The sequence below is a fragment of the Caballeronia sp. GAFFF1 genome, assembly GCF_023630705.1.
Lineage (GTDB): Bacteria > Pseudomonadota > Gammaproteobacteria > Burkholderiales > Burkholderiaceae > Caballeronia.
This window is the reverse complement of sequence record NZ_JALQEM010000034.1, coordinates 206,586-221,129: the sequence shown is the minus strand read 5'-3', so window position 1 is coordinate 221,129 and position 14,544 is coordinate 206,586. Positions and strand designations below refer to the sequence as shown.

Below are 14,544 nucleotides of genomic sequence, written 5' to 3'. Positions count from 1 at the left end.
TAATCGGGATCGCATATCGACAAAAATCTACATTGACGAAGGGCGCTTTTTGCTGCCGCCGGTCACGAATCACCGCTGCGTGTAATCCATCGGCTCGGGCGGCGCGTTGGCCGCCAGTTCCTGGCGCCGCTGCTCGGTGGCAGCGTGGACGCCCTTGTCGTAGAAGGCTTGGGCGGTGTGTTGTTCGAGCGCGGCGAGCAGCGGAACGCTTTCTTCGGCGAGAGAATGCATGAGATGCAGGATGTCGCGCTTCATTGGCTCGGGAAACGCGCAGAAGTGCTCGAATGCGCCGGGCGCGGCGATCATGCCGACCAGCGACGAAAGCAGTCGCGCGCGGCTTTTGCAATGCTCGCCGATGGGCTCGGCATGCGAAACGACGACGCGCCCCTGCGCATCCACCGTAATGTCGAAGGACTTCATGCGATACCTCGCTTGCCTCGAAAGTCCGCCATGACGACGGACGCAAAGCGAGATTACCTGCACGCGAGGCTTTGATCTGCGCTCAGTTCGGAAACGAAGCCGCGAGCAATCCGAAACAACGCCGGCGAGGATCAGCGCGCATCGAGGCCGAGCACGTGTTCTTCGAAGAGCGCGCGGACGTCTTTGTTAGCGGCCGTGTTGTCGCATGTCGCGGCTGCGACGATCCGCGCCTCCCGCGCAACGAAGATAAACTGTTCGCCGAAGCCCGCCGCGAACGCATAGCGCGGCGCGATCCACCACAGGTAGCCGTACTGCGCGTCCTGCATCGGCGGGCCGCCCTCGCTGTGCACGGACATGGCGTCGTCGATGAAAGACGCATCCACGAGTTGCGTGCCTTGCCATGTGCCGCGATCCATCATCAGCGTGCCGAGCTTGGTCATGTCTCGGGCGCGCAGCATGAGTCCGCGCCCTGCGAATGTATGGCCGGCTTCGTCGGCGATCCATTCGCTGGTTTGGATGCCGAGCGGCGCGAAGAGCTTGTCGCGCACATAGGCTTCGACGGTCGCGCCCGTCACCGCTTCGATGGCGAGCGAGAGTAACTGCACCGCATGGGAGTCATAGCGAAAACGCGTGCCGGGCGCGTCGGCCATCGGACGCGAAAGCACGAAATTGAGGCGGTCGTCCTCGCCGGCGAGCCGCTCGCACGCGCCGAGCAGACACTTGTCCACTGCGCCCGGTTCGCAGTCGAAGCCCGAAGTCATCGTGAGCAGATGGCGCAGCGTGATGCGTCGCACGCGCTCATCCAGCGCGGGATCGCGCGCCTTTTCGATGATGTCGCCGATTGGCGTGTCGAGATCCGCGAGCAGCCGCTCGGTCAGCGCGATGCCCACGGCCAGCCCCACGACGCTCTTCGTGACCGAATTGACGTTTTCGAGCGTATCGGGCGCGGCGTCGCTGCGGTAATGTTCGAATTCGATGCGGCCGTCCCGCACGACGACGAAGGTTCGCACGCCGCTGTCCTCGCTTTGCAGCGCATCGCGCAAGGCGCTCGGGCCTTGTTCGTCGACGGAACCGCGCGCCGAAGCGCCTTCCGTATTCATGTGCATGATGGTTCGAGGCAGAGCGCAGAAAAAAGCGCGGGTTCGAATCGTGCTGCGAAGTGCTGCAAGATGCTGCACTCGAGCAAGCCGAATGCCACGGCACACTCAAGCCAAAAGGACCTCATTTGCCCGTCCGACGACTCGCAACGCTCTGGCGTCTTGGCCGGGCGTTCGTCCGCGAAAGCCATTCAGATAGGGACGGCGCGTCGATGCAACGCATCGCGCGCTTCTTCGCCATGCATGGCGCGCGCGCCGCGCCGCTCGCGGGCGGCGTGCCGGCGTTGAGCCACTTGCCGCGCGTGTTTTCGCTGGCATCCGACGCGCTCACGCGGCATCCCGCGCTCGCGGAAGCCGCGGTGCGCGTGGCGCTGTCCGAGATGGAAGGTCTTTTCACGCCATACGATGCCGCGCGCTTTCGCAGCGCGTGCGCGCTCGCGCTCGCAGCCGCGCCGCGCGCCGAAATCACCGAGATCAGCGCCGCGCCGCTGCGCTCGGGCATCGCGGAGCAGACGCATACGGCATGCATCGACGGCCTGCCCGTCCGCATCACGCTGCTTCGCGCGGACGCGCGCCAGGAACTCGCCGACGATCTCGATCTGGCGCTCGCCGCTGCGCGCTTCGCCGAGCGGCGTTCGGCGACGGCCCGCGAGCTGCAGGCGGTGCAGTGGTTGAGCCGCGTGCGCGAGAGCGTGCATTCGATGATCGACCTGCGCCAGCGCGCCGCCGATCAGAGCTATCTGCGCTACCGCCTGCGCGACGACGACCGGCTCGCAGTGCCCGAAGTGCTCTGGGACTTTTGCAACGACGCCGTGTTGACGACGCGGGCGATCGACACCGTGCCGCTATCGGACGGCCACGCGCTCGCATCGCACGGTCTCAAACAGGCAGACCTCATCGCGACGCTCATCGAAGCGTTCTTCGAAATGGCGCTCGGGCAGGGCGTTTATCACGCGGGGCTGGACGCGGCGGGCGCGCGCGTCAGCATCGATCCGGGCACGCGCGGCAAGATCGTGCTGGAAGCCGACAACGCGATTTCGTTCTTCGCTGCGCATGAGCGCGATTTCATCGTCGGTGTATCAAATTCGCTGCTCGAAGGCGACCACAAGGCGGCGGCACGCACGCACCTTGAACACGGGCGGCCGGAGGAACACGCGGCGCATCACGAAGTGCGCGTCGAGTCGACGTATCGCAGGGAAGCGGAGCGGTTTTCGTCGCCGGATGCGCGGCGGGGCGCGCACGTCTCGCATTTGTTCGATGCGATCGGCAAGGCGCCCGCCGAGCACATGTTCAGCGCGGCGCACGGGCGCATCGCGTCGCGGGCGGTGCTGCTGTCGCGTTCGATGGAAACAATCGAGCGCATGGCGCACACGGTCGCGCCGGATGTCGATGTGTGGAAGATCGCGCGGCGCGTGATCGCGCGGCTCGCGGCGGACCAGTTCGGCTGCCACGGTCTGCTCGCGCATCTGGCGCAGGAAGCGACGCACTGGCCGCAATTATTGCCGCGCCTGCCGACGCTCATCGCGAAGCGCGCGGGCGCCTCGCAAGGCAACGCGTTCTGACGCTCAGCGCGTGCCGGGGCTCATGCGCTCGGCGATCGCGCGGCACGCGGCTTTCAGCGGCGCGACATAGGTTTCCATCGGCGTTCCGCTTTTTCGGAAGAGCGGAATGCTCACGCTGACGCAACCGAGCGGCGCGCCGTTCGCGCCGACGATCGCGCTGCCGTAGCAGAAAATCTGCGCTTCGTTCTCCTCGCGGTCTTCGGCGTAGCCGCGCGTCCGGCACGCGTCCAGTTCGGCATCGAGCGCGCTTCGGTCGACGATGGTGTTCTGCGTGAATCGCTGAAACAGGATGCCTTGGAGAAGCGTGTCGCGTTCGTCGCGCGAAAGCGTCGACAGATACGCCTTGCCGACCGAGCTCGAATACAACGTGACGCGCGTGCCGATGCGCGACGCCATGCGCACCGCGTGCGGGCTTTCGAGCTTCTCGACGTACACCATTTCCGCGCCGCTTCTCACCGCCAGATGCACGGTTTCCTGCGTGGCATCGCGCAACGCCTGCAACGCGTCGGCGGCGGCGATGCGCAAGTCGGACCGCTCCCAGCTTCGGCTCGCGAGCGACATCAGGCGCGGGCCGAGCGTATAACAGCCGCCGCGCGCGCTTTCGACGACGAGCCGTTCGGCCATCAACGCGCCGACGATGCGGTACACCGTCGGGCGCGGATAGCCGCTTTGCGTCGTCAGACGCGCGATGGTCGGCGGCTCGGCGGCGTCGGCGATCAGTTGCAGCACCGCCATGAACTTGGAGAACGCGGCGGTGCCGGTTGCCTTTGCGGCGTCGAGAGAGGCGGGATCAGCGGACATAGCGATGGATAGCGGCTAGAAAGCGCGGCGCGGCGATTATATCGACGCCCGCTCACGCCACGAGATAGCCGCCGTCCACCGGCACGATCGCGCCGGTCATGAACGCCGCCGCTGGCGACGCCAGAAACGCGACGACGCGCGCCACGTCCTCCGGCAAGCCCCAGCGTTTCATCGGCGTGCGGTCGAGAATGGCTTGCGAGCGGCCGCCGTCGTCCTGAAGCGCCTGCGTGAGCGGCGTGGCGATCCAGCCGGGCGCAACCGCGTTCACGCGAATGCCGTCTGCCGCATACGCGATGGCGAGCGACTTGGTCAACTGCGCGACGCCGCCCTTGCTCGCGCTGTACGCGGGCACGAGGCCGCCGCCGAAAAACGTCAGCATCGACGCCGTGTTGACGATGCTGCCGCCGCTTTTCGCGAGCAGCGGCCGCGCGGCAGCGCACAGGCGCATGGTGCCGTTCAGGTTCACGGCGATCACGCGCTCGAACGTTTCGATGTCGTGCTCGTCGCCGCGCTTGATCATGCCTGCGCAGTTCACGAGCACGTCGAGCGCGTCGATGCGGCTCATGAGATCGGCCGTGCTCGCGGCGTCCGCTACATCGAGCGCCGCGACTTCGATGCCGCCGCCCAGCGCGTCGCGTTGTGCGTCCGTCGGCGCGATGCCCGCGGCAATCACGCGCGCGCCGAGCGCGGCGAACTGCTGCGCGATGCCCGCGCCGATGCCTTGCGTGCCGCCCGTGACGACGACGGTCTTGCCCTTGAAGAGATCAGTCTGGAAAGTCATATAGGTCACGCTTAAACGACAGGGACGGCGGAGGCCGGCTGCTCGGAATCCTGAATCGGCACGCGGACGACGAACATATAGACGAGCGCCGCGGCAAACGCGACGCCCGCGCTGATCAGAAATGCGTTGACGAACGAATGCGTCTTGTCGACCACGAGCCCCGTGATGAAGGGCGCAAACGACCCGCCGAAATAGCCGCCGAAGTTCTGAATGCTGCCGAGCGACGCCACCATGTGACGGGGTGCCGCCACCGAGACGAGCGCCCACGCGGCGCCGCTCGCCATGTTGACGAAGAACATTGCCGCCGAGAGATACGTGATCGCGAGCGCGAGGTTCGGCGTGAACGCGGCGGGCACCGTGAAGAGCGCCGCGCCGATCAGACCCGTGCAGATCGGCCACTTGCGGCTGCGGATCGGCGCGACGCCGCGCGCCATGAGTCCATCGGCGATGAAGCCCGACGACAGCATGCCGAGCGTGCCCGCGAGATACGGGATCGACACGATCCAGCCGGTCTTAGCAATGGTCAGATGCCGCTCGTGTTCGAGATACGCGGGCAGCCACGTCAGATACAGCCACACCATGTAGATGACGCCCATGAAGCCGAAAATCATGCCCCACGTCGTCGCCTTGCCGAACAGCCCGCGCCATTCCGCGAAGCTCATGCTGCGTTCCTTGCGCTGCGCGGGCTCGCCTTCGGTCAGATGCGCGATTTCCTGCGGCTCCAGCGCAATGTCCTTCCGGTTGCGATACACGATGTACCAGCCGATCGCCACCGCAATGCCCAGCACGCCCATGATGACGAACATGTTGCGCCAGCCGAAGCTCAACAGCAGCACGGTCAAAATCGGCGGCGCAAGCGCGGGGCCGATCGTCGAGGACGTGACGAAGATGCCGGTCGGCTTGCCGCGTTCGTGCTGCGCGAACCATTCCGAGACGACCTTCGCGCCGGCCGGAAACTGCGGCGCCTCGCCGATGCCGAGTGCGATGCGCGCGGCGAGGAACTGATGCAGATTCGTGACGAGACCGCCGAACAACTGCGCGACCGACCAGACGAACATGCCGAGACCGAGCATGATGCGCGCGCCGAAGCGGTCGAGCATCACGCCGATGGGCAATTGCGAGAACGCATACGCGAACGAGAACGCGGAGAGCAGCAGGCCCATCTGCGATGCGGAGAGCCCGAGTTCCTGCGTGACCGAATGATTGGCGATGGACAGCGTGCTGCGGTCCAGATAATTCACGATTCCGGCGAGCGTGAGGAACGTGAGCGCGACCCATTGAATGCGCTTGATGCGTGGCGATTTGCTCTGCATGGTGTCTCCCCGAATGCGTTTCGTTGACGCTTCGGCTGCTTATGATGGTTTGGCTATCGGATGGAAGAACTAGCGAATGAACTGATCGACGAAATCCGCGCCCAGCCCGACGGATTCATAGTGCTTGCGGCACATGTCGACCTTGGTGAACACATCTTCGTAGCCGGTGTAATTGCCGTACGGATCGCAATAGAACATCACGCCGTTCACCTGAAAGTAGGTGATCATCTCTTCGACGTCTTCCGGCACGTAGAGCGTATGCGTTTCGCCGGGCGGCTCGAAAACATAGCTGCCTTCGGTGGCGACCCAGTCGTGCTCCAGATACCGCCAGCGGCCCTTCAGCACCATGCCGTGAACGGCCTGCGGATGACGATGCCGCGAAAGCACGCCGGACTTGCGCACGCGCAGCAGGTTCATCCAATAGCCGGTGGACACGTTCAGACAGAGCGGGCGGAACCAGACGTTCTCGGCTTGCGGAACCCATTCGCGCTCGTCGGTCGGAATCGCATGACCGATCACGATTTCTTTCTGCGCTTCCTTGGGATTGGGAAATTGGTACGGCGTCATTGCGTCCGCCGACGGTTTTGGCGCGGGCATCGTGTCTCCTGTGTCCATAATGTGGATCGTGAAATCAAATTATGGACAAATGGTCGCGCCGCTTCGGCGAATTGTCAAGATTTGTCAGCGACCGCAGAAATCGGCGGACGAAAAAAAACGGGCCCGGAAACCGGACCCGCTTCTCTCGCCGATGCGTTCAGCGTTAGCGCGCCATCATCAGCATGTGGACGTTATGCATGACCCACACCGTGCCGACGATGATCACGAGCGACATCAGGATCGTGTAGGCAAACGACAGGGCATGCCAGCGTTGTCCTTTCGACGTGTTCACGTGCAGGAAGAACACCACATGGACGACCATCTGGACGGCGGCCAGCACGGCGAGCCACACGATGCCTTGTTCGCCCGACACCTTGCCCGCGGTCACGAGCCAGAACGAAGCCACCGTGAGTACCACGGCCAGCACGAAGCCGGCGAGATATCCGCCCACGGTGACGTGCGGAATATCGCTATGCGTTGTATGCGTATGAGCCATTAGACGACGCTCGCAAGGTAGACGAAGGAAAACACGCAAATCCAGACGATGTCGAGGAAGTGCCAGAAAAGGCTGAGGCAGGCGAGCCGGCGGATCTGGCGTTCGTTCAGTTCCGGCTTCTGCATGATTTGCAGCGCCAGCACGACGAGCCACACGAGGCCGAGCGTGACGTGCAGACCGTGCGTGCCGACGAGCGTGAAGAACGACGACCAGAACGCGCTGCGCTGCGGACCCGCGCCCTCAGCGATGAGATGGGCGAACTCGTGCACTTCGAGCCACAGGAAGCCCGCGCCCAGCACGAACGTGACGAAGAGCCATGCGAGCACGCCGCCCGTCTGCTTGCGAAGCGCCGAGATCATCGCGAAGCCGAACGTCAGGCTGCTCGTGAGCAGCAGGCCGGTTTCAATCGCGACATCGCGCAGGTTGAAGAGATCCTTGGCCGTGGGGCCGCCCGCGAACTGGTTCGCCATCATCGCGAAGGTCGCGAAGAGCGACGCGAACAGCACGCAGTCGGTCATCAGGTAGGACCAGAAGCCGAACACCGAATGAGACGGCTGGTGTTCGTGCTCGTGCGCGTCATGCGCGGAAAGCGTCGATTGCGACATTTACAGCACCTCCAGTTCCAGTTCGCGCCCCGCGCCGGTCTTGGCAGGCGACTTCGGCGGACGGTTCCGCTCTTCGGTCGCCTTCACGGTGGCGGCGGGGATGATGTAGCCGGCGTTCTCGCCGAAGCTGTAGCCGATCACGACCGCAGCGACGCCGATCAGGCCGACGATAGCCAGCCACCAGATATGCCAGATCGCCGCGAAGCCGAACGCTAGCGCGAACACGCCAACGAAGAATCCGGCGCTCGTGTTCGACGGCATGTGAATGTCGCGGAACGGACGCGTTTCGACGCGGTTCGTTTCCTTCGCGTGGGCGAAGTCGTCGAGTTCGCGGACAGCCGGCACATGCGCGAAGTTGTAGACCGGCGGCGGCGAGCTGATCGACCATTCGAGCGTGCGGCCGCCCCACGGGTCGCCCGTGACATCGCGATAAGCCGGCTGATTGCGGCGAATCACGCTCACGACGATCTGCGCGACCTGGAACGCGACACCCAGCGCGATGATGCCGACGCCGCACGCCGCGACCACCAGATACGGCTGCCATGCCGGGTTGTCGTAATGATTCAGGCGGCGCGTCATGCCCATGAAGCCGAGAATGTAGATCGGCACGAACGCGACGAAGAAGCCGACGAACCAGCAGACGAACGCGTTGCGGCCGAGCTTTTCGTCGAGCTTGAAGCCGAACACCTTCGGCCACCAGAACTGCACGCCCGCGAAGTAGCCGAACACCACGCCGCCGATGATGGCGTTGTGGAAGTGCGCGATCAGGAACAGGCTGTTATGCAACACGAAGTCCGCGCCCGGGATCGCCAGCATCACGCCCGTCATGCCGCCGAGCGTGAACGTGATGATGAAGCCGATGGTCCACAGAACCGGCGTGGTGAATTGCACGCGGCCGCGGTACATCGTGAAGAGCCAGTTGAAGATCTTCACGCCCGTCGGGATCGAGATGATCATCGTCATAATGCCGAAGAAGGCATTGACGTTCGCGCCCGAGCCCATCGTGAAGAAGTGGTGCAGCCACACGAGGAACGACAGCACCATGATGCAGCACGTCGCCCAAACCATCGTCTTGTAGCCGAAAAGCGGCTTCTTCGAGAACGTGGAAACGACTTCCGAGTAGATGCCGAACGCGGGCAGAACCAGGATGTAGACCTCGGGGTGACCCCAGGCCCAGATCAGGTTCAGATACACCATTGGGTTGCCGCCGGCATCGTTCGTGAAGAAGTGCATGCCGAGATAGCGGTCGAGGCCGAGCAGCGCGAGCGCGACGGTCAGGATCGGGAACGTCGCCATGATGAGCACGTTCGAGCAGAAGGCCGTCCACGTGAACACCGGCAGCTTCATCCACGTCATGCCGGGCGCGCGCATCTTCACGATGGTCACGAAGAAGTTCACGCCGGTGAGCAGCGTGCCGACACCGGACAACTGCAGCGCCCAGATGTAATAGTCGACGCCGACGCCCGGGCTGAACTGCGTTTCCGACAGCGGCGGATACGCGAGCCAGCCGGTCGCCGAGAACTCGCCGATGAAGAGCGACAGGTTGATCAGCACCGCGGCCATCGCCGTCATCCAGAACGACAGCGAGTTGATGAACGGAAACGCCACGTCGCGCGCGCCGATCTGCAGCGGCACCACGAGGTTGAAGAACGCTACGAGCAGGGCCATCGCCATGAAAAAGATCATGATGGTGCCGTGCGCCGAGAAGATCTGGTCGTAGTGATGCGGCGGCAGAAAGCCCGGCGAATCGAGCGCGATGGCCTGCTGCGCGCGCATCATGACCGCATCGACAAAGCCGCGTACGAGCATCAGGCCGGCGACGACCAGATACATGATGCCGATGCGCTTGTGGTCGGTCGAAGTCAGGTACTCGCGCCATAGCCAGCCCCATTTTCCGAACTTGGTGAGAAGGGCGGCCGTACCGAGCGCCAGGACCGCCATGAGGACGGTCGCCCCCATGATGATCGGCTCGTGGTACGGGATCGCCTCAAGCGTTAATTTGCCGAACATGGCTTACCCCTTGGTTACGCAATTCGTGCCAACGGTGACATTCCCGTTGTTGTACTTGCCGACGATGTTATTGAAGAGCTTCGGATCGACGGTCGAGAAATAGCGGACGGCGACCTTTTGGCTCGGACGCGCGACGCCCGCATAGACATCCATGTTTAGCGCCTCGGGCGCGGTCTTGACCTTCTTGACCCACGAATCGAAGTCGGCCTGCGACAGCGCGAGCGCGCGGAATTTCATGTCGGAGAAGCCCGCGCCGCTGTAGTTCGCCGAAATGCCCGCGTAGTCGCCCGCGTGGTCGGCTTGCAGGTTCAGACGCGTCTGCATGCCCGCCATCGCGTAGATCTGGCTGCCGAGCTGCGGGATGAAGAACGAGTTCATCACGGAGTCCGACGTAATGCGGAAGTTGACCGGCGTGCCGACCGGGAACGCGACCTGATTGACGGACGCGATGCCGAGATCCGGATAGACGAAGAGCCATTTCCAGTCGAGCGCGACGACTTCCACGTCGATCGGCTTGACATTCGACTGTATGGGCTTGTACGGGTCGAGTTCGTGAGTGCTCTTCCACGTCAGCGTGCCGAGAAACAGGATGATGGCCGCAGGAATCGCCCATACGACAACCTCTATGGCCGTGGAGTGCGTCCATTTCGGCGCGTACGTGGCGTTCGTATTGGATGCGCGATAGCGCCAGGCGAAGATCAGGGTGAGCAGAATCACCGGAACGACGACGAGGAGCATTGCGAAAGTCGCGGTGGCGATGAGCGAGCTTTCCGCCGCGCCGATGACGCCTTTCGAATCGAGCACCTCGAGATTGCATCCCGATAAACAGACACTGGCCAACAAACCCGATAACAATGGCGCTGCTAAACGGTGAGTATTTTCATTCATTGCATTCGCTGGTTTTCTGGATCGAAGCGTCCTGGGAAGAACGCCGTTTCACGGCGTTGCGCCGCGACGCGATCATGCCACGCGAGATTTATCGCGATGTTGCGAATTTATGGAATTTGGTCGTAAAACGCAGCGTTGCGACGCTGTGTCGCGCGAGTTGCGCGCTTCGAAAAAAGCGACGCTCAGAGCGTCTCTTAGCAGAGCTTGGGGAGAGCGGAACTCGCCATTGTGCCCGCACCGCGCAACACATGCGAGCGTTGTCAGCTTGCTATGTCGAATGCATCAAAATTTTGCATGGCGAAGGACTTTTCTTGTCAAATGGTGTTGCGCATGGCGTGAGCGGAAACGCAAGCCGTCAAAATGCGAGGCTCGAATCGCAGGCGGACCTACGCCCATGAGCCGATACCACAACATGAACAAGAAACTTATCCTCCTTGCCGCCAGTCTGCTCGCGCCGATGCTCGCACACGCCGGTTGCGAGGACATGATGCAGACGTGGGCGAATACGCTGCACCCCGAGAAGACGCTCGATAGCGCGTTAAGCGTATGCGCAACGTGGCCCGCGAGCCCGGCGTTGACGCTGGCGGCGCTTGCGTTCTCTGGCGACGACACGCAAGCGAAGGAGAACGCTGACAACCTCGAAGTGCTCATCGCCGATACCGCGACCGGCGCAATCGTCGCGCACGTGTATCAGCCGGGGGCGATAAGACGAGACGCAGGCGCGTTGGCCGATATCGCGCTCGACACCGCGCCGTACCAATTGGCGCCGACGCAGCGCGCGTTCGGCGTGCGCACGAGTCTCGACGGAGCGTCGGGGCCTAAGCCACGTGGCGAGACATCGCTGAGTCTCTATGCATTCGACGGCCAGGCGCTGCGCCCCGTGCTCGATCGACTCATGACTGCGCAGGCGCGCGGCGAATGGGACACGCATTGCGACGGCTGGTACGACTCGACCACGCGGACGCTTTCGATGGGCGCGCCTGGCGTGGAAGGCTATGCGTCGTTGCATATCGCCGAGAAGACGGTGCATAGCACGTCGCGCATTGCCAAGGGCGTGTGCGTGAACAGAAACGGCGCGCAGAAGCAAAAGAGCTTGACGCTCGCCTATCGCGACGGGCGCTACGTTGTGCCGAAGGAATCGCAACGAAACGGCTGATGCAAGAGTGCAGCGCCTCATCGTTTTGCATGCGGTGTGTGCTGAGGTCAATTCTTGATCTACGCGCGACGCAATGCCTCGGTGCCGTGCTGACGCCTGAGGCTCATGCAATTTCTTTTCAGGGCGATCGCGGACGAGGACCGCATATAAGGAACTGAGTTTCCTGTGACGATCGTCAATGAAAGCAAATTCGGGCGGCTTGTCGACGCTAATGGTCAGGGCTACGATCTTGATGACATGAGCAGATTCGTGGTGCGCCGCTGTCGTCGTGCTTACGGTATCGGATGACGTCGACGAGTTGACGGTCGCGCTGCGCGAAGGCGCGTGCGGCTATCTGCTGAAGAACATCGAAGCGAAAGCACTCTGCTTGGTCATTGGCGCCGGCGTCCGATCCGCTCACGTCGCGCGGGCAGGGCATCATTCGCAACTTTCGCGCGGGGCGAGCAACAAGAGATCGCGCGCACGCTCTCGCTGGCCCAGAGCACCGTGAAGATTCACGTGCGAAACATCTTGCGCAAGCTCGACTTCACGAGTCGCGTCCAAGTCGCGCTGTATGCTGCGGAACCTGACGCCGACCGTTCGGAGGCGGCCACTGCGCCGATCTCCTACGAAACATCATGAACGCCGCGAGAACCTAGCGGCGTATCGACGGCTCTTGCCGATCACATCAGGCAGTCAGATCATGAATCGAAATCAAGCTGGAATCGATACTTCTCCGAGCGCGGGAAAGCACGCATTCGCGCCGCTCGTCATTCGCGGGCGCAGCATGCTGCCGATCGTGCAGGGCGGCATGGGCGTCGGCATTTCGGCGCACCGGCTCGCTGGCAGCGTGGCGCGAGAAGGCGCCGTGGGCACCATCGCGAGTATCGATCTGCGCCATCATCACGCCGATCTGCTCGACATGTGCCGCGCCGATCCGTCGCGCGAGACGCTGGAGCGAGCGAATCTCACCGCACTTCGACGCGAGATTCGCGGCGCGCGTGAACTGTCGGAAGGTCGCGGCATGGTCGCCGTGAATGTGATGAAAGCGGTCAGCGCCCACGCCGACTACGTGCGCGTGGCCTGCGAAGAGCGCGCCGATGCAATCGTGATGGGCGCAGGCTTGCCGCTCGACTTGCCCGATCTCACGCAAGGCTGCGATATCGCGCTGATCCCGATTCTCTCCGACAGCCGCGGCGTGGCGCTCGTGCTGAAGAAGTGGATGAAGAAGGGACGCCTGCCGGATGCCATCGTGATCGAACATCCGGCGCATGCCGGCGGACACCTCGGCGTGAACGACGTCTCCGACATGGACAACGAGCGTTTTGAGTTTGCGCGCGTGCTCGCAGATCTGGAGGCAGTATTCGCGTCGCTCGGACTGGCGCGTGCGGACGTGCCTTTGATCGTCGCGGGCGGCATCAACAGCCACGAAGCCGTGCGCACGTGGCTCGCGGCCGGCGCGAACGGCGTCCAGGTCGGCACGCCGTTCGCGGTGACGGAGGAGGGCGACGCGCATCCCGAATTCAAGCGCGTGCTCGCGCAGGCGACGCCGGAGGATATCGTCGAGTTCGTCAGCGTGACTGGCTTGCCCGCGAGAGCCGTGAAGACGCCGTGGCTCATGCGCTACTTGCGCAACGAAGAGCGCATTCGCACGAAGATCGGCGCGCGCAAGCAGACCTGCCCGACGGCGCTCGAATGCCTGAGCGCGTGCGGACTGCGCGACGGCATCGAAAAGTTTGGGCACTTCTGCATCGACACGCGGCTTGCGGCGGCGCTGCGCGGCGACGTGGGCAACGGCTTGTTCTTCCGTGGACGCGAGAAGTTGCCTTTTGGCGCCGCCATTCGCAGCGTGCGGGAGCTGATCGAACTGCTGCTCACCGGCAACACACAAGCGGCGGTCGCGGCCTGTTGACTAACGAACGGCAGGGCTTCGTGAGGAAGTTGACTAAGCCGCCGTCCGCGAACGTTCGAACTCGTCCTATTGGCCGGCTGTCGAGCGCGTCGTAGCCTCTTTCGAAGCTACGAGCCGCATCGGACCGAGGAGCAAGAAGACATGGCAAAGCGATTTCCCCTTCATCCCAAGCACCCGGAACGCAATTGCTGGGGCTGCGACCATTACTGCGGAGCGGAGGCGCTGCGTTGCGGAAACGGATCGAGCCGCACGCAGCATCCGGCAGAACTGTTGGGCGGGACTGGTACACGTTCGGTGATTGGGGGCTCGACATTGTGGAGGATGCGACGTCCATCAAACCTGCCGTGGCGAATTCGCGCTGACGCCTGCATCGACGCGGAAACGGAAACGCAGCGATCGCCAACTCGCGCGTCGAATTCGGCCTTCTCCTAAGTGCCGGGCGTCGCCGCGTGCCTAGAATTTGGGCAACTCACATCACGCGTTGCCACCATCATGCGCACGAAGCTCGAATTCGAAACCCCGGAAGGCCGTCTGTCACTGTCGATCGACGATGTTCAGTTCATGGCCTACGACGCCGGCGAAGCCACATTGCGCTCGATGCGTGATTTCATCGAGCGCATGCGGTCGATGGGGCTCGGCGAACTCGCCGAAGCGCACGCGCGGTTGATCGCGCAGAACAAGCTTCATGTGATCGAGCTTCGCGAAGCACGTCATGACGCCGAGGCGCTCCTCGCGTGCGGCGCAATCGGCGAGGCTATCGAAGACAGAATCACGCCTCGAATCGAGATGCTTCGCGAGGACATTGCCCGGACGCATGCGCAACTGCGCGCGAGCGTCGAACGGCTGGCCGCGCTCTCGGCGGCTTGTCATGAGGCGTTGCGGCAGATTCCGGGCTACCGGCCGCCCAGCCGCCTGAGCGACTGATCG

The 14,544-nt window shown here is 63.4% G+C and carries 15 protein-coding genes and 2 pseudogenes; 7 read left to right on the top strand and 10 right to left on the bottom strand.

What is annotated here, in order from left to right; genetic code table 11:
- Positions 1-69 precede the first annotated feature (69 nt).
- A complete protein-coding gene (locus NCR37_RS20720) occupies positions 70-420 on the bottom strand; it encodes a hypothetical protein (protein WP_250474696.1) in 351 nt (116 codons plus the stop codon).
- 131 nt (positions 421-551) lie between these two features.
- A complete protein-coding gene (locus tag NCR37_RS20715; protein ID WP_250474695.1) occupies positions 552-1,526 on the bottom strand; it encodes a serine hydrolase domain-containing protein in 975 nt (324 codons plus the stop codon).
- A gap of 203 nt (positions 1,527-1,729) precedes the next feature.
- Here NCR37_RS20715 and NCR37_RS20710 point away from each other — a divergent pair, with 203 nt between their 5' ends.
- Positions 1,730-3,079 (top strand): AarF/UbiB family protein, encoded by a 1,350-nt coding sequence (locus NCR37_RS20710; protein ID WP_250474694.1) that lies wholly within the window; start codon positions 1,730-1,732, stop codon positions 3,077-3,079.
- Positions 3,080-3,082: 3 nt separating this feature from the next.
- Here the strand turns inward: NCR37_RS20710 and NCR37_RS20705 are convergent, their stop codons facing one another.
- From NCR37_RS20705 to cyoA, 8 genes are all read right to left on the bottom strand, one after another.
- Positions 3,083-3,880, bottom strand: a complete 798-nt coding sequence (locus NCR37_RS20705; RefSeq protein WP_250474693.1) for an IclR family transcriptional regulator — start codon at positions 3,878-3,880, stop codon at positions 3,083-3,085.
- 52 nt (positions 3,881-3,932) lie between these two features.
- Entirely contained in the window at positions 3,933-4,661 is a 729-nt protein-coding gene (locus NCR37_RS20700; protein WP_250474692.1) for an SDR family NAD(P)-dependent oxidoreductase, read from the bottom strand.
- Positions 4,662-4,672: 11 nt separating this feature from the next.
- Positions 4,673-5,974, bottom strand: coding sequence for an MFS transporter (locus tag NCR37_RS20695; protein WP_250474691.1), 1,302 nt, complete (start codon positions 5,972-5,974; stop codon positions 4,673-4,675).
- Between the two features lie 69 nt (positions 5,975-6,043).
- Complete coding sequence (locus NCR37_RS20690) at positions 6,044-6,571, bottom strand: 2,4'-dihydroxyacetophenone dioxygenase family protein (RefSeq protein ID WP_250474690.1); 528 nt, start codon at positions 6,569-6,571, stop codon at positions 6,044-6,046.
- Between the two features lie 163 nt (positions 6,572-6,734).
- Complete coding sequence (gene cyoD, locus NCR37_RS20685; RefSeq protein WP_250474689.1) at positions 6,735-7,067, bottom strand: cytochrome o ubiquinol oxidase subunit IV; 333 nt, start codon at positions 7,065-7,067, stop codon at positions 6,735-6,737.
- The gene (gene cyoC, locus NCR37_RS20680) at positions 7,067-7,672 is read right to left on the bottom strand and encodes a cytochrome o ubiquinol oxidase subunit III (protein WP_250474688.1); all 606 of its coding nucleotides are present in this window, start codon (positions 7,670-7,672) and stop codon (positions 7,067-7,069) included. Before cyoC ends, cyoD begins: the two co-directional genes overlap by 1 nt.
- Complete coding sequence (cyoB, locus tag NCR37_RS20675; protein ID WP_250474687.1) at positions 7,673-9,682, bottom strand: cytochrome o ubiquinol oxidase subunit I; 2,010 nt, start codon at positions 9,680-9,682, stop codon at positions 7,673-7,675.
- Between the two features lie 3 nt (positions 9,683-9,685).
- A complete protein-coding gene (gene cyoA, locus NCR37_RS20670; RefSeq protein ID WP_250474686.1) occupies positions 9,686-10,570 on the bottom strand; it encodes a ubiquinol oxidase subunit II in 885 nt (294 codons plus the stop codon).
- On the opposite strand from cyoA, the gene NCR37_RS20665 reads away from it, so the two are divergent.
- The 6 genes and pseudogenes from NCR37_RS20665 (at position 10,537) to NCR37_RS20640 (ending at position 14,541) form a co-directional block, all read left to right on the top strand.
- Positions 10,537-10,968, top strand: a complete 432-nt coding sequence (locus NCR37_RS20665) for a hypothetical protein (protein WP_250474685.1) — start codon at positions 10,537-10,539, stop codon at positions 10,966-10,968. The genes cyoA and NCR37_RS20665 overlap by 34 nt on opposite strands.
- A gap of 14 nt (positions 10,969-10,982) precedes the next feature.
- Positions 10,983-11,726: a PA3715 family protein gene (locus NCR37_RS20660; RefSeq protein WP_250474684.1), complete on the top strand. Its 744-nt coding sequence runs from the start codon at positions 10,983-10,985 to the stop codon at positions 11,724-11,726.
- Between the two features lie 256 nt (positions 11,727-11,982).
- Positions 11,983-12,347: pseudogene (locus NCR37_RS20655) on the top strand (LuxR C-terminal-related transcriptional regulator); the annotation flags it as partial.
- A gap of 61 nt (positions 12,348-12,408) precedes the next feature.
- Positions 12,409-13,617 (top strand): NAD(P)H-dependent flavin oxidoreductase, encoded by a 1,209-nt coding sequence (locus NCR37_RS20650; RefSeq protein ID WP_250474683.1) that lies wholly within the window; start codon positions 12,409-12,411, stop codon positions 13,615-13,617.
- 141 nt (positions 13,618-13,758) lie between these two features.
- A pseudogene (locus NCR37_RS20645) lies at positions 13,759-13,979 on the top strand (DUF3079 domain-containing protein).
- A gap of 130 nt (positions 13,980-14,109) precedes the next feature.
- Positions 14,110-14,541, top strand: a complete 432-nt coding sequence (locus NCR37_RS20640) for a hypothetical protein (protein WP_250474682.1) — start codon at positions 14,110-14,112, stop codon at positions 14,539-14,541.
- Positions 14,542-14,544 lie beyond the last annotated feature (3 nt).

Bases quoted from the DNA above. Each gene is read 5' to 3' on its own strand.
- NCR37_RS20720 (WP_250474696.1), bottom strand. From the start codon at position 420: ATGAAGTCCTTCGACATTACGGTGGATGCGCAGGGGCGCGTCGTCGTT.
- NCR37_RS20715 (WP_250474695.1), bottom strand. From the start codon at position 1,526: ATGCACATGAATACGGAAGGCGCTTCGGCGCGCGGTTCCGTCGACGAA.
- NCR37_RS20710 (WP_250474694.1), top strand. From the start codon at position 1,730: ATGCAACGCATCGCGCGCTTCTTCGCCATGCATGGCGCGCGCGCCGCG.
- NCR37_RS20705 (WP_250474693.1), bottom strand. From the start codon at position 3,880: ATGTCCGCTGATCCCGCCTCTCTCGACGCCGCAAAGGCAACCGGCACC.
- NCR37_RS20700 (WP_250474692.1), bottom strand. From the start codon at position 4,661: ATGACTTTCCAGACTGATCTCTTCAAGGGCAAGACCGTCGTCGTCACG.
- NCR37_RS20695 (WP_250474691.1), bottom strand. From the start codon at position 5,974: ATGCAGAGCAAATCGCCACGCATCAAGCGCATTCAATGGGTCGCGCTC.
- NCR37_RS20690 (WP_250474690.1), bottom strand. From the start codon at position 6,571: ATGCCCGCGCCAAAACCGTCGGCGGACGCAATGACGCCGTACCAATTT.
- cyoD (WP_250474689.1), bottom strand. From the start codon at position 7,067: ATGGCTCATACGCATACAACGCATAGCGATATTCCGCACGTCACCGTG.
- cyoC (WP_250474688.1), bottom strand. From the start codon at position 7,672: ATGTCGCAATCGACGCTTTCCGCGCATGACGCGCACGAGCACGAACAC.
- cyoB (WP_250474687.1), bottom strand. From the start codon at position 9,682: ATGTTCGGCAAATTAACGCTTGAGGCGATCCCGTACCACGAGCCGATC.
- NCR37_RS20665 (WP_250474685.1), top strand. From the start codon at position 10,537: ATGGCGCTGCTAAACGGTGAGTATTTTCATTCATTGCATTCGCTGGTT.
- cyoA (WP_250474686.1), bottom strand. From the start codon at position 10,570: ATGAATGAAAATACTCACCGTTTAGCAGCGCCATTGTTATCGGGTTTG.
- NCR37_RS20660 (WP_250474684.1), top strand. From the start codon at position 10,983: ATGAACAAGAAACTTATCCTCCTTGCCGCCAGTCTGCTCGCGCCGATG.
- NCR37_RS20650 (WP_250474683.1), top strand. From the start codon at position 12,409: ATGAATCGAAATCAAGCTGGAATCGATACTTCTCCGAGCGCGGGAAAG.
- NCR37_RS20640 (WP_250474682.1), top strand. From the start codon at position 14,110: ATGCGCACGAAGCTCGAATTCGAAACCCCGGAAGGCCGTCTGTCACTG.